At 67.3% G+C, this 23,382-nt stretch carries 18 protein-coding genes and 1 tRNA gene; 5 read left to right on the top strand and 14 right to left on the bottom strand.

What is annotated here, in order from left to right; translation table 11 throughout:
* Positions 1–196 precede the first annotated feature (196 nt).
* From L1787_RS22420 to cpdR, 12 genes are all read right to left on the bottom strand, one after another.
* Positions 197–928 (bottom strand): GntR family transcriptional regulator, encoded by a 732-nt coding sequence (locus L1787_RS22420; RefSeq protein ID WP_235711338.1) that lies wholly within the window; start codon positions 926–928, stop codon positions 197–199.
* Between the two features lie 77 nt (positions 929–1,005).
* Positions 1,006–2,100 (bottom strand): AbrB family transcriptional regulator, encoded by a 1,095-nt coding sequence (locus L1787_RS22415; protein WP_235711337.1) that lies wholly within the window; start codon positions 2,098–2,100, stop codon positions 1,006–1,008.
* Complete coding sequence (locus L1787_RS22410; protein WP_235711336.1) at positions 2,097–3,413, bottom strand: amidase; 1,317 nt, start codon at positions 3,411–3,413, stop codon at positions 2,097–2,099. The genes L1787_RS22415 and L1787_RS22410 overlap by 4 nt, the downstream gene beginning before the upstream one ends.
* An 8-nt stretch (positions 3,414–3,421) precedes the next feature.
* Positions 3,422–4,720 carry an amidase gene (locus L1787_RS22405; RefSeq protein ID WP_235711335.1) on the bottom strand — a complete coding sequence of 433 codons (1,299 nt, stop codon included), beginning with the start codon at positions 4,718–4,720 and terminating at the stop codon, positions 3,422–3,424.
* On the bottom strand, positions 4,717–6,165 hold the full coding sequence (locus L1787_RS22400; protein WP_235711334.1) for an amidase: 1,449 nt from the start codon (positions 6,163–6,165) through the stop codon (positions 4,717–4,719). Before L1787_RS22400 ends, L1787_RS22405 begins: the two co-directional genes overlap by 4 nt.
* Positions 6,162–6,383, bottom strand: coding sequence for a hypothetical protein (locus L1787_RS22395; protein ID WP_235711333.1), 222 nt, complete (start codon positions 6,381–6,383; stop codon positions 6,162–6,164). Before L1787_RS22395 ends, L1787_RS22400 begins: the two co-directional genes overlap by 4 nt.
* 30 nt (positions 6,384–6,413) lie before the next feature.
* The gene (locus L1787_RS22390; RefSeq protein ID WP_235711332.1) at positions 6,414–7,496 is read right to left on the bottom strand and encodes an ABC transporter ATP-binding protein; all 1,083 of its coding nucleotides are present in this window, start codon (positions 7,494–7,496) and stop codon (positions 6,414–6,416) included.
* A 2-nt stretch (positions 7,497–7,498) separates the two neighbouring features.
* On the bottom strand, positions 7,499–9,238 hold the full coding sequence (locus tag L1787_RS22385; RefSeq protein ID WP_235711331.1) for an ABC transporter permease: 1,740 nt from the start codon (positions 9,236–9,238) through the stop codon (positions 7,499–7,501).
* 140 nt (positions 9,239–9,378) lie between these two features.
* Positions 9,379–10,374, bottom strand: coding sequence for an ABC transporter substrate-binding protein (locus L1787_RS22380; protein WP_235711330.1), 996 nt, complete (start codon positions 10,372–10,374; stop codon positions 9,379–9,381).
* 84 nt (positions 10,375–10,458) lie between these two features.
* Positions 10,459–11,826 (bottom strand): amidase, encoded by a 1,368-nt coding sequence (locus L1787_RS22375; protein ID WP_235711329.1) that lies wholly within the window; start codon positions 11,824–11,826, stop codon positions 10,459–10,461.
* Between the two features lie 618 nt (positions 11,827–12,444).
* A tRNA-Val gene (locus tag L1787_RS22370) sits at positions 12,445–12,519 on the bottom strand.
* 67 nt (positions 12,520–12,586) lie between these two features.
* Positions 12,587–12,946, bottom strand: a complete 360-nt coding sequence (cpdR, locus tag L1787_RS22365) for a cell cycle two-component system response regulator CpdR (RefSeq protein ID WP_369415127.1) — start codon at positions 12,944–12,946, stop codon at positions 12,587–12,589.
* Between the two features lie 198 nt (positions 12,947–13,144).
* On the opposite strand from cpdR, the gene L1787_RS22360 reads away from it, so the two are divergent.
* The 3 genes from L1787_RS22360 (at position 13,145) to L1787_RS22350 (ending at position 16,157) form a co-directional block, all read left to right on the top strand.
* Positions 13,145–14,047, top strand: coding sequence for an N-formylglutamate amidohydrolase (locus L1787_RS22360; RefSeq protein WP_235711327.1), 903 nt, complete (start codon positions 13,145–13,147; stop codon positions 14,045–14,047).
* A gap of 294 nt (positions 14,048–14,341) precedes the next feature.
* On the top strand, positions 14,342–15,145 hold the full coding sequence (locus L1787_RS22355) for an inositol monophosphatase family protein (protein WP_235711326.1): 804 nt from the start codon (positions 14,342–14,344) through the stop codon (positions 15,143–15,145).
* Between the two features lie 88 nt (positions 15,146–15,233).
* Positions 15,234–16,157 carry a DMT family transporter gene (locus tag L1787_RS22350; RefSeq protein ID WP_235711325.1) on the top strand — a complete coding sequence of 308 codons (924 nt, stop codon included), beginning with the start codon at positions 15,234–15,236 and terminating at the stop codon, positions 16,155–16,157.
* A gap of 90 nt (positions 16,158–16,247) precedes the next feature.
* Here L1787_RS22350 and polA read toward each other — a convergent pair whose 3' ends face one another.
* Entirely contained in the window at positions 16,248–19,196 is a 2,949-nt protein-coding gene (polA, locus tag L1787_RS22345; protein WP_235711324.1) for a DNA polymerase I, read from the bottom strand.
* 125 nt (positions 19,197–19,321) lie between these two features.
* On the opposite strand from polA, the gene L1787_RS22340 reads away from it, so the two are divergent.
* Together L1787_RS22340 and L1787_RS22335 are read left to right on the top strand one after the other, a co-directional pair.
* Positions 19,322–21,796 (top strand): transglycosylase domain-containing protein, encoded by a 2,475-nt coding sequence (locus L1787_RS22340; protein WP_235711323.1) that lies wholly within the window; start codon positions 19,322–19,324, stop codon positions 21,794–21,796.
* Between the two features lie 15 nt (positions 21,797–21,811).
* On the top strand, positions 21,812–22,282 hold the full coding sequence (locus L1787_RS22335; RefSeq protein WP_235711322.1) for a GNAT family acetyltransferase: 471 nt from the start codon (positions 21,812–21,814) through the stop codon (positions 22,280–22,282).
* A 15-nt stretch (positions 22,283–22,297) separates the two neighbouring features.
* Here the strand turns inward: L1787_RS22335 and L1787_RS22330 are convergent, their stop codons facing one another.
* Positions 22,298–23,332 carry a Glu/Leu/Phe/Val dehydrogenase dimerization domain-containing protein gene (locus tag L1787_RS22330; RefSeq protein WP_235711321.1) on the bottom strand — a complete coding sequence of 345 codons (1,035 nt, stop codon included), beginning with the start codon at positions 23,330–23,332 and terminating at the stop codon, positions 22,298–22,300.
* Positions 23,333–23,382 lie beyond the last annotated feature (50 nt).

Raw genomic sequence — 23,382 nt, 5'->3', positions numbered from 1 at the left:
GAGATTAGCGCGATCGTCGAGCGTAACACCGCCGGAAGACACCCCAAATGGCGTGCGTCGCAGGAACGGAAAACCGCCTTGCGACCCTCAACACACCCCCACTCTGGCCTCTACGTGCAACATCTTTGCGAAGAGATGAACCCATCATTTGATAATGCCCCGGAGCGCTGCACACCCCGGCCGGCATCAGCGCCATTCAGGTGAAGTCGTTGGTGTAATGGATGCTGTTGCGCACGGACAGAATCCGGTGCTCGATCACGTCGCCCGCCGGATCGAACGCGAGCCGGTCGACTTCGAGAATCGCCTCGCCGGGCGCGATTTCGAGGGTCGCCGCGATGTCCTCGTCGGCCGCGACGGCGCGGACTTTATCCTCCACGCGGATGATCAGGATATGGAACGTGCGCTCGATCAAGGCGTAGACGCTGGTGGGCTTGGCGTCCAACAACAGGCTCGCGATATTCGGACAGCGGTCGCCCCGCAACAGGATGTCCTCCACCACCACCGGCGTCTTGCCGGCGACGCGGACGCGGCGGATCTTCACCACCGGCGCGCCCCGCGACAGGCCGAAATAGGCCGCCTCCGCCGCGCTCGCCTTCGCCGCCTCACAGGATCGATAAAGCGTCGTCTCCGCCGCCCGCTCCCCCTTTGCGTTGGCGAACCGATCGAAATGATAGGGCTTGTAGCGCTGGCGGGTGGAGTTGACGGTCGTCCCCCGGCCACGTTGGCGGACGACGAGATTGTCCTGCACGAGGGCGTCGATCGCCTTGCGCGTCGTCCCGACGCTGACGCCGTATTCCGCGGCCAGCGCCGTCTCGCTCGGCATCAGCTCGCCGGGCCACCATTCGCCGGTCGTGATCCTGCGAACGAGATCCGCCTTAATCTGCTTGTGGAGGGGGAGCGCCTCCGCGCTTCGATCGACAACCGACATGAGGACTCGCGAGTGGACGGAGAGGCGCCGCGCGGGCGAACGCATCGTCGAAGGATGGCGCGAAACCGCGCCATTCCTCATGTCATGCGCTGAAAGAGCTTGAACAACGGCCCCGTCAGGAGTGCAACCAAAAGGATACGCACGAGCTGCCATGCCGTCACCAGAGGCGGCGCGAGATTGAGCGCCTCCGCGGTCAGCGACATTTCCGCGATGCCCCCCGGCGCGGTCGCGAGGACGCCGGTCGCGAACGGCAGGTGAGACGACATCATCCAGGCGATGAAGACGTTGACGCAGATGAGGAGCAGCGTCGCGCAGATCGAGATCGGCAGGAAGCGGACGCCGAGTGCGCGCAAGACGTCCCACTTGAAGCGGGCGCCGAGGGCCGCGCCGATCGCGAGCTGAGCGAGAACGCGCACATAGGTCGGTGCGGACATCGCCTCGACGGAGGTCGCGCCGAAGCCGATCCCGACGATCAGCCCGCCGATCAGCCAAGGGTTGAAGATCTTGAGACGCGCCGCGCCGAAGGCACATGCGGTCGCGAGGACGAGACCGATCACGACCCACATCGTTTCCATCGCCGGGGGATGGATCGCATCGATGTCGGAATGGCGCATGATGAGGGTCAGCGCCGGCGGCAGGGTGAAGACGATCGTCACGATGCGCAGGCTCTGGGAGAGCGCCACCACGGTGATGTTGGCGCCGAATTGGTGCGCGAGCCCCGCCATTTCGGCGAGACCGCCGGGGATCATCGCAAAGAAGCTGCTCGTTCGATCGCACCCGCTGACGCGCGCGAACAGCATCGAGATGAACACCGAGGCGATGATCGAGCACACGCCGCCGACCACCATCAGCCAGCCGAGATCGAGGACGCGCTCCTGCACCTCCGGCGTGAAGAAGACGCCGACGGAAAAGCCCGCCGCGATCTGCCCGCCCCGGCGCACATAGTCGTGGACCCCGAGATCGAAGCCCGACAAAGCGATGACGGCGCAAGCCGTCAGCGAGCCGAGGAGCCAGGGAAGCGGAATATGGGCGAGGCTCGCGAGATAGCCCGCCGCGACCGCGATCAGAAGCGCGACGATCATGCGGGCCGGGCGGCTCATCGCATTGAAACGGGTGGTCAAGGTGTCGTGGCGCGACGTGCCAGGTGTTTCCGGCTCGGTCGTGCTGGTCATGATGGGTCCTCGGTATCCAGTATCCATTGGACGGTCGCCGCCGCCGACAGCAGCGCCTCGTCGGCGAAACGGTGGCCGACGAGCTGCACGGAAAGCGGCATCCCCGCCGCCCCCTTGCCATACGGCAGCGAGAGGCAGGGAACGTAAAGGAGCGTCCACAGCGAGTTGAAGGTCGGCCGGCCGGTCGCCATGCCGAGCGGGGCTTCGCCCGGCGCTGCGAGCGTGAGGAGGCAATCGACCTCGGCCATCGCACCTTCGAGCCAGATCCGCATCGCCTCCGCCTGGCGACAAGCGGCCACGTAAGCGTCCAACGTGGTGCGCTGACCGTCCAGGATGCGGCCTTCATAGATCGTCGCGCTCAGCTTGTCGCGATGCTGATCGGTCTCGAAGGCGAAATTGCGCGCCGATTCGAAGTTGGCGATGCGCCGGTGCACGTCGAACCACTCGGCGAAGAGATCCGCCGGCAAGGCGAGCTCGTCGACGTCGCATCCGGCGTCCGCAAGGACGTTCGCGGCGCGCTCCACCCGGACGCGGCCCTGCTCTTCGGCGTCCATCCATTCGGGAATGCGGCAAAGGCGGACGCGCGGCGGGTGGTCGGCGGGCTGCAACGGCGCGTGCGGCGTGCGGGTGAGAACGGCGCGCAACAAAGCAATATCGGGAAGCGTGCGGGCGCACAGGCCGAGCGTGTCGAACGAGCCCGATTGCTGCTTCACCCCGACGCGGCTGATTTCCCCGAAGCTCGGCTTGTAGCCGACGATGCCGCAATAGGCGGCGGGGCGGAGCATCGACCCGCTCGTCTGCGTGCCGAGCGCGAGGGGAACCTGACGATCCGCCACCGCCGCCGCCGAGCCGGACGACGAGCCGCCCGGCGTCCGCTCGAGATCGAGCGGGTTGCGGCACGGGCCGGGGTGCATGTTCGCGAACTCCGTCGTCGCGACCTTGCCCATCACGATGCCGCCACCGAGGCGGACGAGGGCGGACACCGCGGAATCGGAACGCGGGTGATAGTCGGGATAAATCGGCGAGTTGAACCCCGTCGGCGCGCCCCGCGCGTCGATGATGTCCTTGAAGGCGACGGGGACGCCGTAAAGCGGCCCCTTGGGACCGGCCCGGTCGGCCGCTCGCGCGTCGGCGATCACCTGGTCGGGGTCGATATGGGCCCATGCCTCGACATGCCGGTCACGCGAGGCGACGCGGTCGAGGCAACTGCGGGCGAGCGCCTCGGCCGTGAGGTGGCCGGTGGAGATGGCGCGGGCGGCCTCGCTCGCGCTGAGATCGCGCGCCTCGGCGGGCGCCGTCATCGTCGTCGTCATCGCTTGCCTCATTGCGCCGCCAATCGGCGTTCGGCCCACGCCGCGAGATCGAGAAGCCGCGCGTCCTCGTGCATCCGGCCGACGAGCTGAACGCCGACGGGAAGCCCGCCCTCCCCCTCGCCAGCGGGCACGGTGACGGCCGGTGTGTGAACGTCGCTCCAGATGAGATTGAAGATGAACGTTCCGGTGTTGGTGAGCCCCGCCGGCGCCTCCCCCGCGGCGCTCGGGGTGAGGATCGCGTCGATCCCCTCCTCCACGAAGGCCCGGTCGAGCCAGCGGCGACACCCCATGACGAGACGCATCGCCTCGCGGAACTGTGCCATCGTCACCGCGAGGCCGGGGCCCATACGCTTCGTCATGAAGTCGGCGCTGAAGGCGTCCGGGGCGCGCACCTCCTCGTGCGCGTAATTGCGGGCGCTTTCGAAGTTCGAGATCCTCGCGTGCGCGTGTTCGAGGCGGGCGAACTCGTCCGGCAGCTCGAAATCCACGAGGCGCGCGCCCGCCACCGCGAACGCATCGTGCGCCCGGGCCATCGCCGCCACCGTCGCGGGCTCCGCGCGGTCCCAATAGGGCGTTCGGCAGATGGCGATGCGCGGCCGGACGACGCTCTCGGGGGCGACCGGCGCATAGGGAATGCCCATCAGCGCGGCGCGCAGCAAGGCGAGATCGGCGACGGTGCGCGCCATCGGCCCCAGCGTGTCGAACGCTTCGGTGTTCGTCCGCACGCCGGCATTGCCGATGTGCTGAAAGGTCGGCTTCAACGCGGTGATGCCGCAGAACGCCGCCGGACGCAGCAACGAGCCCGAGGTCTGCGCCCCGATCCCGAACGGCACCTGACAATCGGCGACCGCCGCCGCCGAGCCCGAGGAGGAGCCGCCCGGCGTATGGGTCGGCCGCAACGGGTTACGGGTGGTCTTGAGGCGTGGGTAGACGAGTTCGGTTGTCGTCGTCTTGCCGAGAAGGACGGCGCCGGCCCGGCGGGAGAGCGCGATCGCCGCACCGTCCCAGGGCGGCACGTTTGCCTCGCCGCCGAGCGCGCCATAGGCGGTCGGCTGATCGTGACTGTCGACGATGTCCTTCACGCAGAAGGGTAGCCCGTGCAGGAGCCCGCCGGCGGGCCCGGCATCGAGCCGCCGCGCGGCCCGGCGCGCGCCCTCCGCATCGATATGGACGAACGCGCGGACGGTCTTATGCCGGCTCGTGGCGCGCTCGAGACAGGCCTCGAGGAGGTCGGTCGCGCTCAAGCGGCCCGCATCGATCGCCGTGCGGGCCTCGAGCGCGGACAGGCGTTCGGGTGCGTCCGTCATGCCGCGCTCTTCAAGCCGGCTTCGCCGAGCGGCGGCATCTGCGCCGGCCATCCCGTCTCCCGCTCATAGAGCGCCGCCATGTCGAAGAGGTCCGCCTCGGCGAAGGGGCGGCCGATGAGGTGGAAGCCGAGCGGCAGCCCCCCCGCGGAAAAGCCGCACGGAACGTTGAGGCTCGGCAGACCGAGATAGCTCACCGGGCGGCTCAGCTTGGTGATCCTCGCGGCAAGCTCGGGAACCGCGCTCGTGGACGTAAAGTCGGTGTCGGCGCGGGTCGGGGCGGGCATCACCGGGCCGAGCGACATCACGATATCGACGTCGCGATACACCTCGTCGAGATAGCGTTGCAGCCAACGCCCGCGCAGGCTCGCCGCTTCGAGATACTGGACGGCCGGGATCATCATACCCGCCTCGATCCGGGCGCGTGCGGTGCGGCCATAATCCTCCGGCCGCTTGCGAAGCCAGGCCGAGTGCATGGTCGCGGTCTCGGCCTTCAGCATCATGTCGCCGAGGGTGAAGAGACGGTCGAAATCGGGAAGCTCGACCGCCCTGATGCGAATGCCGAGGCTCGCGAGGACGCCGCGCGCCTGCTCCAAGCCGGATGCCATGTCGGGATCGACGCCGGCGCGTGCGAGCAGCGTTTCGGGAACGCCGATCGTCAGCGTCTTCGCGCGCTCTGCGACCACCCGTCCGTCATACGCGCCATGGTCGGGCGCGGCGATGGTGCTCGCATCGCGCGGGGACGTGCCGGCGATGACGGCGAAGACCGCCGCCGTGTCGGCCGCGGTGCGGGCGAGCGGGCCGATCGTGTCGAGTGACCACGAGCGGGGCATCGCGCCGGAGCGCGGCACCGCCCCGTTGGTCGGCTTGATGCCGTAGACGCCGCAAAAGGTCGCCGGATTGCGGATCGACCCGCCGGTGTCGGAGCCGAGCGCGGCGGGAACGAGGCGCGCCGCGACCGCCGCCGCCGACCCGCTCGACGAGCCGCCGGTGACGCAGGCGGTGTTCCACGGATTGCACGCATCGCCGACATGCTCGTTGTGGCCGGTCGATCCGGCGGCGAACTCGGCGAGATTGAGTGCGGCGAGCTCGACCGCGCCCGCCGCGTCGAGCCGTTCGAGGACGGTCGCCGTCTCCGCTCCGGTCACCCCCGGAAGGATCGCACTGCCGCCGCTGACGGCCGCGCCCTTGCGCCAGAACATATCTTTGTGGGCGAGCGGGATGCCGTCGAGCGGGCCGCGTGCCGTGCCCTTCGCGCGGCGCGCGTCGGCGGCCGCCCCGGCAGCGCGCGCCCCTTCGAGATCGACCCGCAGGACCGCGTTCAGCGCCGGATTGTGCGCTTCGATCCGCGCCGCGTGCGCCTCGACGAGCTCGACCGACGAGAATGTGCCGGCGGCGAGGCCGGCGCTCATCTCGGCGAGCGTGAGGCTCCAGAGTTCGCCGCTCATGCGCCCTTCCCCCGCGCGCGCCGCGCCTCGCGCTGGATCCAGTAGAAGTCGAGCGGCTCGTCGATAAAGCGGGCGGTGAGCGCCGTCGCCTCCTTGACCTCCACCATGGTTTTCACCTCGGTGAAGATCTCCTCGGCGCGCGCCTCTGAGGGCGCGTCATAGCGGGCGAGGCGAACGAGCGCTTGGCGCGCTGGGCCCGCGTTGGTGATGTCAGACATGCGGAATATCCTTGCCGCGTCGGCGCGAAATCAGTTCGGGATGATGCGGACGCGCTCGGGCGCGACCCAGTGATAGAGCGTGTCGCCGGGGCTCACCGAGAGTTCGCCATAGCGGTGGATGCGGAAGCGCGCGCCGGCCGTCACCGTCCAGATCTCGTAGCTCCCGCCGAGATAGACGACCTTCTCGACCCGGCTCTCGATGAGGTTCGGCGTCCCCGCCTCAGGCTGCACCGTGTCGGCCGACCAGTCCTGCGGGCGGATGCTGACGAGCGCCTTTTCGCCGACCGCGATATCGGGCCGCGCCGCGCAGGCGAGAACGGCGCCGCCGAGGGCGACGCGCATCCCGCTATCGGAGCGCGACAGCACCTCTCCCTCGGCAAAGTTGGTGACGCCGATGAAGCTCGCGACGAAACGGTTGGCCGGGCTCTCATAGATGTCGCGCGGCTCGCCGATCTGCACGATCTTGCCCGCCTGCATCACCACGATGCGATCGCTCATCACCATCGCCTCCATCTGGTCGTGGGTGACGAAGATCGTCGTGAGGCCGGTCTTCTCCTGCAGCTCCTTCAGCTCGAAGCGCATCTCCTCGCGCAGCGTAGCGTCGAGATTGGAAAGCGGTTCGTCGAGGAGGAGGACGTCCGGATTGTAGACGACGGCGCGGGCGAAGGAGACGCGCTGCTGCTGACCGCCGGAGAGCTGGCTCGGATAGCGGTTGGCGTAAGGTTCGAGCCGCACGAGGCGGAGCGCATCGGCGATCCGCTCCTTCGCCTTCGCCCCGCGAATGCCGCGCAGCTTGAGGCCATAGCCGATATTCTGCGCCACGGTCATGTGCGGCCACAGCCCGTAAGACTGGAACACCATCCCCAGATTGCGCTTATGCGGCGGCAGCATCACCGACAGCGTGTGGCTGGAGATTACGTTGTCGCCGACATAGATTTCGCCGGCATCCAAGGTCTCGAAGCCGGCAATCATGTTGAGTGTCGTGCTCTTGCCACAACCGGACGGGCCGAGCAGCGTGATCATCTCGCCCTGATTGACGCGCAGGTAGATATCGTCCACCGCCTTCACGTCACCATAGAATTTGGTGAGGCCGTTAATCTCGACATTTTTCATGATCAGTGAACTCCTGCCGGATTACCGGCCTTCACCACCAGTCGCATGAGCCCGATGCAGATCAGCGAGATCGCGACGAGCGTCAGCGCCATGAGCGACACGTATTGAAAGGATGCCTCGTCCCAGAGGAGGTAGAGGGCGACGGCCATCGTCTCGCGGCCGGAGCTGTAGAGCATGATCGAGGCCGACAGCTCCCGCATCATCGAGACGAACATCAGCACCCAGCCGGCGAAGAGGCCCGGCAATAAAAGCGGGACCAGCACGGTTACGAAGCCACGGATCCAGCCCGCCCCGCAGATGTGCGCCGCCTTCTCGAGATCCGGCGAGATCTGGATGATCGAGCTCGACACCGCCTTCACGCCGAACGGAATGTAACGCGTGGTGTAGGCGATCAGCAGGATCCAGAGCGTCCCGTAGAGCTGGAAGGGCGGGCGGATATAGGCCCACAGCAGCCCGATCGCGATGACCGCGCCGGGGATCGCGATCGGCACCAGTGAGATGAAGTCGAGATAGGCCTTCGAGCGCCCCTTCCCGCGCGAGGAATAATAGGAGCAGAGCGCGGCGAGGATCACCGCGATCGTCGCCCCGCCGAGCGAGAGCACGAGGCTGTTGCGGATCGATCGCCAGATGAGCGGGTTCGCCTCGCCGGTGAAGAAGCGGATCACATAGTCGAGCGTCAGATTGTCGAGCGTGATCGGTAGGCCCGAAGAGCGGATGACCGAACCGTAGATGAAGACGAGATACGGCAGCACCGCCGCGAGGATCAGATAAAGCCCCGCATAGGCGAGCGCCGCATAGCGCCATTTGCCGAGCGTGATCAGCTTGGGCCGGAAGGTCTTGCCGCTGACCGTCGTATAGGACTTGTCCTTGCCGATGATCTTGAGCTGAAGCCACAGCGCCAGCGCGCAGATGAGAAGGAGCGGCAAAGAGAGCGCCGCGGCGTCGGAAAAGCGCGGGGGAACGCCGAGAAGGAGCTGATAGATCTGCGTGACGAACACGTAGATGCCGCCCGGCGAGCCGATGGCGGCCGGAATCGCGAAGATCTCCAGCGACTGGATGAAAACGAGGATCGCGCCCGACAGGATCGCCGGCATCGCGAGCGGGACCGTGATGGTGAAGGTCGTGCGCAGCGGACCTGCGCCGGTGATCGCGGCGGCGTTCTCCAAGGTCGGATCCATGTTCTGCATCGCGATCGACGTGAACAGGAACACGTAAGGCGTGAGGTAGAGCGTCATCACCACGATGAGGCCGGTCATCGAATAGACATTGAAGAGCGCCTCTTCCGCGCCCGTCAGCCCCGACCATGCGACGTTGATGAACCCGCTGTTCGGACTGCCGAGATAGGCCCAGGCGATTGCCCCCAGCATCGGCGGGGTGATGAAGGGGATCATCGCCACGAGGTTGATGAGGAGTTTGAAGGGCGTGTCGGTCCGCGCGACGATCCAGGCGAGCGGCACACCGAGGAGGGTCGCGAAGAATGTCGTCGCGACCGTCATCACGCCGGTGTTCCACAGAACCTCCGGCAGATAGCGCGAGGTGAAGACACGCTCATAGGCGCGCAGCGAGAACTCCATGCGCATCGGCGTCGGCTGGAAACTGCCGACCAGCATCCAGAACAGCGGATAAAGGACGAGGACCGAGAGAATGAGGATCGTCGCGACACGGATGAGCGATTGGCTCTGAAACGCGGGGAATGCCACGCCCGACGGAATCACCCGCCGACGAAGCGCCTTGCTGATCATGGGACTGCAGCTCCTGGAATGTGCCTTCGCCGAGGGCGGAGAAAGGCGCGCTCTATGCCGCGCGCCGTCGGGGCGAGCCCCGTCTCCCGCGGGTGCACACGGGGCGGCGCGACCCCGGCGGGGTCACGCCGCGCTCCGTGTCAGCGCGCGCTGCGGATCTTCTCGTTCATGTAGTCGCGATACTCGTCCTGCTCCTGGTAGACCTTCTCCCAGTTGGACTGCATGACCTTGAGATCGGCGAGCGGCGGCAGGTCGGCCGGCGGCGCGACGTCGGGACGGCCCGAATAAGTGCCGACATTGTCGACCATCACGGTCTGCCCCTCTTGCGAGATGAGGTACTCGAAGACCTTCTCGGCGAGCTCGGGATTGGGCGCGTCGGCGATGATGCCGAACGGTCCGGGGACCACCGGCACGCCTTCCTCGAGATCGGCGAAGGCGAGCGGTGCCCCGCGCTCCATCGCGGCGACCGCGAGATATTCGAACACCGGCGCGATATCGCGCTCGCCGCGCACCACCGCGTCGACCTGACCGCCCATGCCGCGCTGCATCAGAATGTCGTTCGCGAAGAGGCCGTCGATGAACGGCTTGCCGAAATCGTCCGAGCCCCAGAAAAAGTCCCAGGTGCCGGCGGATTCGAACGGATCGTTCATCACGATCCGGCCCTTCCACTTGTCCGACACGAGTTCGGCCCAAGTGGTCGGCACCTCTTCGGGGGAGACATTCTCGGTGTTGTAGACGACACGCAGCGTCGACACGCGCAACGCCACGAAATCGGCGTCGGTGTCCTTGGCGAAGTCGACGAACGCATCCGCCTCGCCACCTTCGGCGACACCTTCGACCACCCAGCCCTCATCGGCGAGGAGATACCAGCCCGGCGTGTAGCTGAAGTGAAGGAGATCGATGTTGCCCGCCCCGGCATAGCGCTCGGTGACGAAGCGCTGGAAGAGGCCGACGCCGCCGGCGCGGACCCATTCGATGTCCGTCTCGGGGAACTTCTCGAGGATCTTCTCCATGAACGCCGTGTTCGCATCGGTCGTCAGCGAGGAGTAGAATTGCAGCGTCTCGGCGTGTGCCGTCGAGACGGCGGCCTGCATCGCGGCGGCGCCGGCCATGCTGAGTAGCAGTTTCCTGTACATGAGTGCTCCAGATCTCATTCGGGGTGGTCGATCCGCACGGCGGATGTGGAGCCCACCAGACGCTTCTCTCCGCGCGGCGCTTTCTCAGGCCGCTGTCGCTTGTTCTTGTCGAAATGTCGCCCGGCGCTCGAGCCACCCCGCGCGTGCCGCGAGCGCGGCGTCGCCGCCGACGGGCCCGACCGCCTGCACGCCGACGGGGAGCCCGTCGACGGTGAGGAGGGGGAGGCTGATGGCCGGCGCGCCGACGAGCGTCCAGGGCGTGATGAACGCGCGGCTGCCGGTGTGTTCGAGGCCGAGGGGCGCGGGGCTCGCCGCAAGGGTCAGAAAGAGGTCGTATTCCGCACTGAGCGCCTCGAAGGCGCCCGCGATATGGGCGCGGCGAGCGAGACGCTCGGCATAGCCGGCCTCGTCGATCCGGTCGCCCATCGCGAGATAGTCGTGGACCGTGCGGCTGAGCGTCGACGGATCGACATCGCGATAGCTGCGATAGGGCCAACCCATCTCGCAGCCGATAATTTCGCGGGCGAGCTGATCGGAGCCGTCGAGGAGCACCTCGAAGGCCCGGAGCGAGACGTCCGTCCCCGGATCACGCACATCGGCGCCGGCCGCCACGAGGCGCGCGACATAGCCATCGAATGCCGTCTGCGTCGCGTCGTCGATCTCGTCCCAGCCGGGGGTGCGGACGATGGCGACGCGGCGGGGCGCCGTTGCGGCCGGAAGCTCGAGCGGCCCGGCCATTGGCGGCTTGCCGAGGCATCCGCCCGCATCGGCGGCGATGATCCGCGCCACCACCCATGTATCGGTGAGCGACCCGGCGATGACGCCGAGATGATCGAGGCTCGCGCAGACCGGATGCGTGCCGCCGAGATCGAGCGCCCCGAAGCTCGGCTTGAAGCCATAGGCGCCGCAAAAGGAGGCGGGGCGGATCGTCGAGGCGCGGGTCTGCGTGCCGAGCGCGGCGGGAATGAGCCCCGCCCCCACCGCCGCCGCCGAGCCGGACGAGGAGCCACCCGGCGTGCGGTCCGGATCGTGAGGATTGACGGTGTCGCCGGAGCGTCCGCAGGCGAACTCTGTGGTCACCGTTTTGCCGACGACGATCGCACCCGCCCGGCGGAGCGCCGCGACCGACGCCGCATCGAAGCGCGGCCGGTTCCCCGCCATGATCGGGCTCAGCATCTCGGTCGGAAAATCGGCGGTGTCGATGATGTCCTTCACCGCGACGGGCATTCCGTCGATCGGCGACAGCGCCGCGCCGGCCCGGCGGCGCTCCGCGCTGGCAGCGGCGGCGTCGCGCGCCCTGCGGGGATCGGTGACGACGAACGCCTTCAGCGCCGGGTCGACGGCGGCGATCCGCTGGAGGCACTCCTCCATGTAAGCGACGACATCGAACGACGGGGCGGAGGCAGCGTCCACATAGGAATCGAGAGGTGGAAACCCGAGCCTCGTCGCCATAACCGCCACCCCTTCGCATTTCGCCGCGTCGCGCGATGGGAGAACCGCCCACCACCGCTTCAATAGAAGCGGCTGAAATCGCGCTGTTTCGTCCTAATACTCTATATGTTTAACTATGCACATCAACGGCAGCGACAGGCGATTCATGCTCCAATTGTCGCCAATGGATGCGCAGATTGCGGGCGTTCATGCCCCTTTGCGGTGCAACGTTCGCGCCGGGCTATCGAGACCGCGACGGGCGCCGAAGATCGGCGTGGGCCGCCGCCCTACGGAAGAGCATGGCGACCGCACCGAGTCGGCGGGCGATGAAATCGAGCTGGGGGGACACTTTCATCTGTTGCGAAGCGCGATGGTTCTATTCGCGGCAACAGTGAGAATTCGCGATTAGCGAACGACGCGGAACGCCACCAATTCCTAGGCCCTCAGAGCCCGTCATTGGCAGGGACACTGGATACAGAATTCCAGAGGCCGCGGGCGACGAGAAGCCGTCCGGGCTCATGCGACTCGGACTTGAGTCGCTGCGATACATACATGGGATTAAGCGATAGAATTTGGGACTAGTCCCAAATTCCGGTGTCTCGTCCGCTTCCTAGATGGTCGCTAGATGCTTGATTTTGGTGGTGGGCGGTACTGGGATTGAACCAGTGACCTCTGCCGTGTCAAGGCAGCGCTCTCCCGCTGAGCTAACCGCCCAAAAGTGCATCAGCGAGGGCACCCTATAGCGGGCTCGATCGCGCTCGGCAAGCGCCCTTGTGAACTCTCACGCATATTCCAACATCCGACCGACCTCGCGGACGAGTTCGCGCAGGTGAAACGGCTTCGACAGCACCTTCGCCCCGCGCGGCGCGCCGTGCTCTCCGTCGAGCGCGACGGCGGCGAATCCGGTGATGAACATGACCGCGAGATCCGGGTCGAGCCGCGTCGCCTTCTTCGCAAGCTCGATCCCATTCATCTCGGGCATAACAATATCGGTGAGAAGCAGGGAGAACGGCTCTTCGCGCAGACGCTCGTACGCCGCCTCGCCGTCCCCCACCGGCGTCACTTCATAGCCTGCCCGTTCGAGGGCACGCTGGAGGAAGCGCCGCATGTCTTCATCGTCTTCCGCGAGCAGGATACGCACAGTTCATACGCGAGGGTTCGACCCCGCGCCCCTTGTTTCCTGGACCAACGAGGGGGATTGTGGCGACAGTCCTGTAAAACTGCAGTCAAGGGTCACGCTTACGAAGCGATTACCCGATCGAACAAAATCGATGAGACTTTTGTCGAACGCTATATGTAACACGCGCCGGAGCACACCCGTGCTCGCCGAGGGAGGCCAATGAGGATCGTCGACGATTTCGCAGATGCATCGGCCTTCGAGGTGCTGGCGCCGGCAAAGCGAACCGCGCCATTCGTCTTCAACGCACCACACAGCGGCACGACCTACCCCAAAGATTTGTTGCGACGCACAAAGCTCGACCGGATGACCCTGCGCCGATCGGAGGATACCTTCGTCGACGAGCTGTTCGACGGTGTCGTCGATCTCGGCGCGCCGTTGATGCGGGCGCATTTTCCCCGCGCCTATGTCGATCTCAACCGTGAGGCCGGCGAACTCGACCCGGCCATGTTCGACGGCCCGCTCACCACCGAGGGCCTCGTCGACACCCCGCGCGTCGCCGGTGGCCTCGGCGTGATCGCGAAGATCGTCGGCGAGCGGCAGGAGATCTACGCCCGCCCCCTCCCCGCGGCCGAGGCCGAGCGGCGCATCGAAACCTATTATCGCCCCTACCACGCGGCCTTGAGCGCCGAGATCGAGGCGACGATCGCGGCCTTCGGCACCTGCGTCCTGATGGATTGCCACTCGATGCCGTCCGGCGCCGTGCGGGCCGTCGAGGAAAAGCTCTCCGCCAAGCCCGACATCATCCTCGGCGACCGTTTCGGCACGAGCTGCTCGCCCCACCTCACCGACGAGTTCGCCAGGCTCCTGCGCCAGCGCGGCTTCGTCGTCGGCCGCAACCGGCCCTATGCCGGCGGCTTCATCACCGAGTCCTATGGCCGCCCGCCACTCGTCCACGCCATCCAGATCGAGATCAACCGCGCGCTCTATATGGACGAGCAGCGCTATACGCGGGCGCCCGGCTTCGCGACGCTGCGGGCTGAACTCCTCGGCGTGTGCGGGCGGCTCGTCGAGTGGTTCGACACCATCCACCTCGACCCGCCCTGGGCGATCGCCGCGGAATAAAAAAAAAGGCCGCTCCGAAGAGCGGCCTGAAGTCTAGGGAGGAAACGCCCAAGGAGGGCAGCAGGACGACAACCGCCGTCCCGCGCTGCAACAAATGCGTCCGCGGTGCACAATCGTCAAGATGCTTCTTTCGCGTTCAATCGAGAAAACTGCCCTCAAGTGCGGCAATTGTGGTTATTGAATCGGCGGGTGAAACGCGTCTTTCGAATTTATTCAAGGAATTCCGGGCGTTTGCGCGGATGCCCCACGGACACCACGCCTAACAATTGACGTATCTCATTCGACATGCCTCCTATGCACATGCTCAAAAACGACATCGCGCTCCTTCACAGGCTCGCCGATACCGCCGCCGAAGCGATTCTGCCGCATTTTCGGCAGCTTCCATCGATCGAGAACAAGGCCGCCGAGGGGTTCGATCCGGTCACGATCGCCGACAAGGCGGCCGAGACCGCGATGCGCCGCGTCCTTGAGGAGGCCGCGCCGGACGATGCGATCCTCGGCGAGGAGCAGGACGACCGCGCCGGCACCACGGGCCGGACCTGGATCATCGATCCGATCGACGGCACGCGCGGCTTTATGACCGGGCTTCCGACCTGGGGCGTCCTCGTCGCGATCGCGGAGGCCGACGGGCCGCACACCGGCATGATGAGCCAACCCTTCGTCGGCGATCGCTTCTTCGCCTCCCCCGAAGGCGCCTTCCATGCCGACGCGTCCGGCCGCACCCGGCCGATCGCGACGCGGGAATGCCCGACCATCGATCAGGCGATCCTCGCCAGCACGAGCCCGCGTGATTTCGACCCCGCCTCCCGCGCCCGCTTCGAGACGCTCGCCGACGCTTGCCGGATGGTGCGCTTCGGGACCGACTGCTATGCTTACGCCATGCTCGCAGCAGGACATATCGACGTCGTGGTCGAACGGGGGCTCAAGCCGTTCGATATCGCCCCCTTCGTGCCGATCATCGAGCGGGCCGGCGGCTCGCTGACGGACTGGTCGGGCAACCGCATCGGACCGACGCTTCCGTCGGCCTATGGCGGCGAGGCCGTGGCCGTCGGCGATAAACGCCTGCTGGAGCCGATCCTCGCAATCCTGAACGGCTGACCCACCGAACCATGTCCCGCCTCCTCCGCAACATGCCGATCCGCCCCGGATCGGCGAACCTCTCGCGCCGACTCACGCGGTCGGCGGGATGACTCGCACCGGCGATCCGCGCGCCCTCGCGGACGAACCGGCGCGGCCGCTTTTGCCGGAGGGCGTCGTCGCCCTCATTCTCGGCTTCATCGGCATGTCGATGTTCGCCGGAACGCTCCCCGCGACACGGATCGCGCTCGACGGGTTCGGTCCGGGCTTCATCTCGGCCGGGCGCGCCTTCGGTGCGGGCCTCGTCGCCCTCCTCGTCGTGATGGTGACGCGCAGCCCGCTGCCCGCGCGTCGCGATCTGCCGCAATTCGCGATGATCTCGGTGTGCCTGATCGCCGGCTTTCCGATCTTTCTGGGCCTTGCGATGGTGCACGTTCCGGCGAGCCATGGCAGCGTCGTCCTCGCCATCCTGCCGATCGCGACGACCATTGCCGCGGCGATCGTCGGCGGTGAGCGGCCGGGGCTGCTCTTCTGGCTGCTCGGCGTGCTCGGCGGGGCGATCGTGCTCGTCTTCTCGCTCTCGGACGCCGGATGGTCGCTCCAATGGGGCGACACCTATCTCCTCATCGGCGCGGCCTTCGCCGCGTTCGGCTACGCGCTGTCGGGCAAGCTCGCGCGCCGGATGCCGGGGTGGACGGTGATGGCGTGGACCCTGATCTTCACCCTCCCCTTCACCGGCCTCGCCTCGTATGCGACGCGGCCGGACGTGTGGCCGACGACGCCATCGGTCTGGATCGCGCTCGGCTATCTCGCGGTGTTCTCGGTGTTCGTGGGGTTCTATTTCTGGAACCGGGCGATGGCGATCGGCGGCATCGCCAAGGTCGGGCAGATCCAACTCCTCCAGCCCTTCATCACGATCCTGATCGCCTATCTGATCGGCGGCGAGGCGCTCGAGCCGCACCTCATCGTCTTCGCCGTGCTCGTCGTCACCGTCGTCGGCGCAGCGCAAAAGGTGAAGGTGACGCGCCGCTGACGGTCCGCGCGGAGGGCGAAACACCGCCCACGCAGCCACCCGCGACGCGACCCATGCCGGCCAACCGCGACGCTGCGGAGGGAGGCGCGCCTAGTGCGCCTCCGCCCAGCTCGCCCCGGCCCGCGCGTCGACTTCGAGCGGCACGGCGAGCTTCACCGCCGGCTCGGCCGCGCCCTCCATCACGGTGCGGATGATCTCGATCGCACGGTCCGCCTCCGCCTCCGGCGCCTCGAAGAGGAGTTCGTCGTGGACCTGGAGGAGCATCTTCGTCGCAAGCCCCGCCTCGGCGAGCGCCGGCTCGATGCGCACCATGGCGCGGCGGATGATGTCCGCCGCCGAACCCTGGATCGGCGCATTGATCGCGGCGCGCTCATAGAAGGCGCGCAGCGAGGGGTTGTTCGTGCCGATCTCGGGATAGTGGGCGCGGCGACCGAAGAGGGTCTCGACATAGCCGTGGGCGCGCACGAACGTCTTCGTCGCGTCCATATAGTCGCGGATGCCGGGAAAGCGTTCGAAATAGCGCTTGATGTAGGCGCTCGCCTCGCTGTTCGGGATCGAGAGCTGGTTCGCAAGGCCGAAGGCGGAAATGCCGTAGATGATGCCGAAATTGATCGCCTTCGCGCGGCGGCGAACGGCTGGGTCCATGCCCTCCACCGGAACGCCGAACATCTCGGACGCCGTCATCGCGTGAATGTCGAGCCCGTCGGCGAAGGCCTGGCGGAGCTGCGGAATGTCGGCGATGTGAGCGAGCACGCGCAGCTCGATCTGCCCATAGTCGGCAGCGATGAGCCGCGTTCCGGGCGCCGCGACGAAGGCGGTGCGGATCTTGCGCCCCTCTTCGGTGCGGATCGGGATGTTTTGCAGGTTCGGATCGGTCGAGGAGAGGCGCCCCGTCGTCGTGGAGGCCATCGCGAAGGTGGTGTGCACGCGGCCGGTGCGCGGGTTGATCTCCTCCTGAAGGGCGTCGGTATAGGTCGACTTCAGCTTGGAGATCTGGCGCCATTCGAGAAGCTTCACCGGCAGCGGGTGGCCGGCGGCGGCGAGCTCTTCGAGCACCTGCGCCCCGGTCGACCAGGCGCCGGTCTTCGTCTTCTTGCCGCCCGGCAGGCCGAGCTTACCAAAGAGGATGTCGGAGAGCTGCTTCGTCGAGCCGATATTGAACCGTTCGCCGGCCTGCTCGTAAATCTCGTCCTCGATGCGGGCGAGCGTCTGGCTGAAATCGCCGGACATGCGGGACAGCACGTCGCGGTCGACGACGACGCCCGCCTCCTCCATCCGCGCGAGCACCGGAAGGAGCGGTCGCTCGAGCGTCTGATAGACCCGCATGACCTTCTTCGCGATCAGCCGCTGGCGCAGGACCGGCGCGAGCCGCACCGCGATGTCCGCCTCCTCCGCCGCATGGCGCGTCGCCGCATCGAGCGAGACCTCGCCGAAGGTGACGCGATTGCGCCCGCTTCCCATCACATCCCGATCGTCGAGCGGCGTGTGGTTGAAAAAGCGCTTCGCGAGGCCGTGAAAATCGTGGAGCCCCGCCCCCGCGTCGCCGGCGTAGGAGAGGAGGCCGGTATCGTCCATCGGGGCGACGTCGAGACCGATCCGGCGGAGCGCCAGATAGTCCCGCTTCATGGACGCGGACACCTTGATGATCCCGCGATCGAGGAGCGGCCCCCGCAACAGGCGCTCGGCCACCTCGGGATCCATCACCTCGTTCGCGGTCATGAGGTCGGTCGCCGAATGGGCGAGCGGGATATAGGCCGCATGGCCCGCCCCCGTCGCGATGGCGATGCCGACGATGTCGTCACGCATCACCGCCGGCCCGCCGAGCCGTACGGCGAGGCCGAGAACGCCGGTCTTTGTGGCAGCGTCCAGCCATTCCAAGAGGCGCGCTTCGGTGGTGATCGTCTCGTATTTGTCGAGATCGAAGGCCGCGCCGAGGGCCTCGTGCTCCATCCGGGCCGCGAGGCTCTCGGGGCTCGCGGGGCCGGAGTCCTCGGCCGCGATCGCCGGGTCGTCCTCGAGCGCGACATCGCCGGACGGGCTCATGCGCAGATAGCGCGGATCCGGCTCGATCGCCCCGTGGTCGACGCCGGTGTCCTCGGCAACGCGCCGGGTGAGCGTGCCGAAATCGAGCGCCTTGAAGAAGGCGATCAGCGGCTTCGGGTCGATCGGCTTCATCACCAGCGTTTCGAGCGGATCCTCGACCTCGACCTGATCGTCGAGGGTGACGAGGGTGCGCGAAAGGCGCGCCTGGTCGGCGAACTCGATGAGATTCTCGCGCCGCTTGTTCTGCTTGATCGTGTCGGCCTTGGCGAGGAGCGTATCGAGATCGCCGAACTCCTCGATGAGCTGGGCGGCGGTCTTTTTGCCGATACCGGGCACGCCGGGCACATTGTCGGTGGAATCGCCGATCAGCGCCTGGACGTCGACCACCTTGTCCGGCGTCACGCCGAAATATTCGACCACCTCGTCGACGCCGATGCGCCGTTCGGGACGCACGCCCATCTTCCCCTGCGCGCCGCGCCGCCCTTCGCCGGAGGCGGGGTCGTACATCGACACGCGCTCGTCGATGAGCTGCATCAGATCCTTGTCGGCCGAGACGATCATCACGTCGGCCCCCGCTGCGGCCGCCTGCCGCGCATAGGTGGCGATGATGTCGTCCGCCTCGTAGCCGCCTTTTTCGATCGGAACGAGGCCGAACGCCTCGACCGCCGCGCGCATCAGGGGGAATTGCGGAACGAGGTCGTCCGGCGGGGCGGAGCGGTTCGCCTTGTAGTCGGCATAGAGTTCATTGCGGAAGGACTGTTCCGACTTGTCGAAGATGATCGCAAGGTGCGTGGGGTGGAGATCCGCCGCACCATCCTTAATGAATTGATACACTTTGTTGCAGAACAGTCGCACTGCGCCGGTCGGTAGCCCGTCGGCGCGAAAATTGTACTTCCTATCCTGGTTCATTGACTGGAAGTAGGCGCGAAATACGAACGAAGAGCCATCCACGAGAAAGACGGTGTCCCCCGGTCCGGGTGCGCGAGGTTCGGTCATCGGAAGGCTCCTGCTGTCGAGTGCGGACCATGCGGACAGGATCGGCGACGATCAAGGTCCACTTCGAGCGTCGTCCGTGTTAACGGATGCGCAGTCGGGCGCGTAGTGGCCCATGGAGGTGCGTTTTGGCCCCAACCAAGCGAGAGAGCGGACGGCTCGATATGTCGCCGGACCGCAATGGCCGCTCACGTCGCGAGCCGAGTTTGAATGCCCCGTCGCGCGAGGCCCGCGATCCAGCGCCGCAGCGCACGGCCCGCCCGAAACAGACCGAACGTCCCGCCGAAGAGCCCCGCCCCCGCACGACGCGGCCGCGCGCCGCAGCGCCCGAGGCCGAGACGGTCAAACGCGCGCCCCGCAAGGCCCCGGCAGAGGGGCGGACGCAGGCCGAGCCGCGCGCCAAAGCCCCATCTCAATCCACAGGAAAGGCGCCTTCACGGAGCGCCTCCCCCCGCTCCGACACGGCAGGCGCCGAGCGCGCCGCGCCGCGCAAGCGCGCGCCCGAGGGAACTCGCGCCACAGCCAGCACCAGCCGCGGCAGCGGTGGCGGCAAAGGCGGCGGTGGCGGCTCGCGCAGCGGCGGCAACGGCCGGCGACCCAAGCGCGCCAGCGGCGCGGCGCGGCCGCGTCGGCGCTTCAGCTTCTTCCGCTTCGCCTTCCGCATGGGCGTCACGCTCTCGCTTCTGGGCCTCGTCGCAGTCGGCGCCGTCATCGCCTACTTCGCCGCGACCTTGCCGCCGCGCGCCGAATGGGCCGTGCCGGAGCGTCCGCCCAACGTCGCGATCCTGTCCGAAGGCGGTGATCTCATCGCGAACCGAGGCGACACCGGCGGCCGCGCGGTCCATCTCGCCGACCTTCCGCCCTATGTGCCGCAAGCCGTCATCGCGATCGAAGACCGGCGCTTTTACAGCCATCCCGGCGTCGACCCGATCGGCCTCACCCGCGCGATGGTGACGAACCTCACTTCGGGTCGCCTGCAGCAGGGCGGCTCGACGCTGACCCAGCAGCTCGCGAAAAACCTCTTCCTCGACCCGTCCCGTACCCTCGAGCGCAAGATCCAGGAGATGATCTTCTCCGTCTGGCTCGAGATGCAGTACGACAAGGACGAGATCCTCGAGATGTATCTCAACCGCGTCTATCTCGGCGCCGGCGCGACCGGCATCGACGGCGCGGCGCGGCGCTATTTCTCGAAGGGGGCGGAGGAGCTGACCCTGCCGGAGGCCGCGCTCATCGCGGGTCTCCTGAAGGCGCCCTCCTACTACGCGCCGACCAACAATCTCACCCGCGCGAACGCCCGCGCGTCGACCGTCCTCAATTCGATGCAAGAGGCCGGCTTCATCACCGCCGAGGAAGCCACCTATGCGCGCGACAACCCCGCGACGCTGCGCGCGCCGGACGTCGCGACCTCGGGCGGCTATGTCGCCGACTGGGTGGCCGAGGTGCTGCCCGAGTTCGTCGGATCGCTGACCGAGGACATCATCGTCGAGACGACCGTCAATCTCGAGCTTCAGGACCTCGCCCAGGACGCCCTCCAGGACATGCTGGAGAAGGAAGGCGAGGCGAAGAACGTCCATCAGGGCGCGGTCGTCGTGCTCGATGGCGGCGGCGCGGTGAAGGCGCTCGTCGGCGGCCGGCAATATGGCGACAGCCAGTATAACCGGGCCGTAGCGGCAGCCCGTCAGCCGGGCTCCTCGTTCAAGCCCTTCGTCTATCTCGCGGCGCTCGAACACGGATTGACGCCACAGACGATGCGGATCGACCAGCCGACGCAGATCGGCAATTGGAGCCCGCAGAATTACAGCCGCAACTATAAGGGCCCGGTCTCCCTCACCTATGCCCTCTCCCACTCGCTGAACACGATCGCGGCGCAGCTCACCAACGAAGTCGGCCCGCAGGCCGTCGCCGCGGTCGCCGAACGGCTTGGCATCCGCTCGCCGCTCGAAGCCAACGCCTCGATCGCACTCGGCACGTCGGAGGTGACGCTTCTCGAGCTGACCACCGCCTATGTGCCGTTCTCCAATGGCGGGGTGGGCGTCGTTCCGCACATCGTCCGGCGGATCAAGACGCTCGACGGGCAGCTCCTCTATCAGCGCCCCGGCGGCGGCGCGCAGCAGGTCGCCTCGCTCCAGGACATGGGGCAGATGAACGCGATGCTGTCCCAGGTCATCACGTCGGGCACCGGGCAGCGGGCGCAATTCGGTTGGCCCGCCGCCGGCAAAACCGGCACCAGCCAGAACTGGCGCGATGCCTGGTTCGTCGGCTACACGGCCTTCTTCACCGCCGGTGTCTGGCTCGGCAACGACGACAATTCTCCGACCAAGAAGGTCACCGGCGGCAATCTTCCGGCCGAGCTGTGGAAGCAGCTCATGACGAAGGTCCATGAGGGCATGATGCCGGCCGATCTTCCGGGTCTCGAAGCGATCCCGGCCCCGCTCGAATCCAGCGACGAGATGCCTGTCGACGAGCCTTGGGTGGTCCAGGACGGAAACCAGCAAATGGTCCAGAGCCCGCCGGTCGCCTCCGCGCGCGACGGTCGGGACTGGATCCGCCCCGCCCCGGCGCGGAGCAACGAAGGCTTTTTCCGCCGCCTCTTCGGCGGCTGATCGGACGGAACGGATATGACGGAGACCTTGCGGCCGGCATCGGCCCTTCGCATCGCGCCGATCGTGTCGGCGCCGGGTGAGGTCGCGGACGCGGCGACGATCGATGCCGTGATCGCGCTTTGGCAGCGTTGCAACCTCACGCGTCCCTGGAACGATCCGCTCGCGGATCTGCGCTTTGCCCTCGCGAGCCCCATGTCGACCGTGTTGCTCGGCCATCGGGGCGATCGTCTCGTCGCCTCGGTGATGGTCGGTCATGACGGCCATCGCGGCGTCGTCTATTACGTGGCGGTCGACCCGGAGTTCGGACGCCAGGGCCACGGGCGCGCGATCATGGCCGCGGCCGAGGACTGGCTCGCCGAGCGCGGCGTTCCGAAGCTCAATCTGATGATCCGGACCGAGAACGCCGCCGTCGCCGCCTTCTACGAAGCGCTCGGCTACCAGATCGAAGAGCGCGTCGTCATGGCAAAGAGGCTGAAGGCGTCCTGACGCGGAGCGCCGCCCTCAGGCCGGCATGAAGCGCGAGCGGGCGATCCGGTCGGCCACACGGTCCGTCGGCTCCCCGGTCGCCGCCGCTTCGGCGAAAATCGCGCCGAGCTGGGCGCCGATCCTCTCGACCCGGCGCATGACCTCGCGGTCCGACCAGCCGAAATATTCGCCGCACATTTTGATGACGCCCCCCGCATTGCCGACATAATCGGGCGCATAGAGGATGCCGCGCGCCTTCAGCGCCGCGCCGTCCGCCTCGGTCGCGAGCTGATTGTTGGCGCATCCCGCGATGGCGGCGACCGCGAGGCGGGGGATCGTCTCGCCATTGAGGCCGGCCCCCAGCGCATTGGGGGAGAAGATGTCCGCCTCGACGAACGCGATCTCCTCGGGCGGGACCGAGGTGGCGCCGAGCTCGGCCTCCGCCTTCGCCACGCGGTCGGGGCTGATATCGGCGACGGTGAGGCGCGCGCCGGCCTCCGCCAGATGCCGCGCGAGCCCATAGCCGACATTGCCGAGCCCCTGCACCGCGACATGCACCCCGGAGAGCCCCTCGCGCTTCAGCGCCGCGCGTGCCGTCGCCCGCACCGCGATGAAGCCGCCATAGGCCGTGGTCGGCGACGGATCGCCGACGCCGCCATCCTCCGGGAGGACGCCGGTGACGTGCCGCGTCGCGCGCCGGACGCACGACATATCGGCCGGCGAGGAGCCGACGTCCTCGGCGACGACATAGCGACCGTCGAGCCCGTCGACGAGTTCGCCGAGCGCCTCGAACATGGCGGGCGTCTTCGCCCCGCGTTCGGCGACGATCATCACGCTCTTGCCGCCGCCGAGCGGCAGATCGGCCATCGCGGCCTTGTAGGTCATGCCGCGCGACAGGCGCAGGACATCCGTCAGCGCCTCCTCGCTCGTCGCGTAGGGCCAGACCCGGCACCCGCCGAGCGCCGCTCCGCGCCGCGTGTTATGAATGGCGACGATCGCCTTGAGGCCGGTCGCGTCGTCGAAGGAGAAGACGACTTCCTCGTGACCGTCGAACGCAGGATTGTCGAACATCGCGGCGAACCTTTGAGCCTCAAGGCTAGATGGGGCGGACCGCCATTCCC

This window comes from Acuticoccus kalidii, from assembly GCF_021556395.1.
In the GTDB taxonomy this organism is placed as follows: Bacteria; Pseudomonadota; Alphaproteobacteria; order Rhizobiales; family Amorphaceae; genus Acuticoccus; species Acuticoccus kalidii.
The sequence above is the reverse complement of the archived record's forward strand: the minus strand, read 5'-3'. Positions and strand labels throughout refer to the sequence as shown.

What these genes read in the sequence shown, in the direction of transcription:
- L1787_RS22420 (WP_235711338.1), bottom strand. Translation starts at nt 928, where the DNA reads ATGTCGGTTGTCGATCGAAGCGCGGAGGCGCTCCCCCTCCACAAGCAG.
- L1787_RS22415 (WP_235711337.1), bottom strand. Translation starts at nt 2,100, where the DNA reads ATGACCAGCACGACCGAGCCGGAAACACCTGGCACGTCGCGCCACGAC.
- L1787_RS22410 (WP_235711336.1), bottom strand. Translation starts at nt 3,413, where the DNA reads ATGACGACGACGATGACGGCGCCCGCCGAGGCGCGCGATCTCAGCGCG.
- L1787_RS22405 (WP_235711335.1), bottom strand. Translation starts at nt 4,720, where the DNA reads ATGACGGACGCACCCGAACGCCTGTCCGCGCTCGAGGCCCGCACGGCG.
- L1787_RS22400 (WP_235711334.1), bottom strand. Translation starts at nt 6,165, where the DNA reads ATGAGCGGCGAACTCTGGAGCCTCACGCTCGCCGAGATGAGCGCCGGC.
- L1787_RS22395 (WP_235711333.1), bottom strand. Translation starts at nt 6,383, where the DNA reads ATGTCTGACATCACCAACGCGGGCCCAGCGCGCCAAGCGCTCGTTCGC.
- L1787_RS22390 (WP_235711332.1), bottom strand. Translation starts at nt 7,496, where the DNA reads ATGAAAAATGTCGAGATTAACGGCCTCACCAAATTCTATGGTGACGTG.
- L1787_RS22385 (WP_235711331.1), bottom strand. Translation starts at nt 9,238, where the DNA reads ATGATCAGCAAGGCGCTTCGTCGGCGGGTGATTCCGTCGGGCGTGGCA.
- L1787_RS22380 (WP_235711330.1), bottom strand. Translation starts at nt 10,374, where the DNA reads ATGTACAGGAAACTGCTACTCAGCATGGCCGGCGCCGCCGCGATGCAG.
- L1787_RS22375 (WP_235711329.1), bottom strand. Translation starts at nt 11,826, where the DNA reads ATGGCGACGAGGCTCGGGTTTCCACCTCTCGATTCCTATGTGGACGCT.
- L1787_RS22360 (WP_235711327.1), top strand. Translation starts at nt 13,145, where the DNA reads ATGAGGATCGTCGACGATTTCGCAGATGCATCGGCCTTCGAGGTGCTG.
- L1787_RS22355 (WP_235711326.1), top strand. Translation starts at nt 14,342, where the DNA reads ATGCACATGCTCAAAAACGACATCGCGCTCCTTCACAGGCTCGCCGAT.
- L1787_RS22350 (WP_235711325.1), top strand. Translation starts at nt 15,234, where the DNA reads ATGACTCGCACCGGCGATCCGCGCGCCCTCGCGGACGAACCGGCGCGG.
- polA (WP_235711324.1), bottom strand. Translation starts at nt 19,196, where the DNA reads ATGACCGAACCTCGCGCACCCGGACCGGGGGACACCGTCTTTCTCGTG.
- L1787_RS22335 (WP_235711322.1), top strand. Translation starts at nt 21,812, where the DNA reads ATGACGGAGACCTTGCGGCCGGCATCGGCCCTTCGCATCGCGCCGATC.
- L1787_RS22330 (WP_235711321.1), bottom strand. Translation starts at nt 23,332, where the DNA reads ATGTTCGACAATCCTGCGTTCGACGGTCACGAGGAAGTCGTCTTCTCC.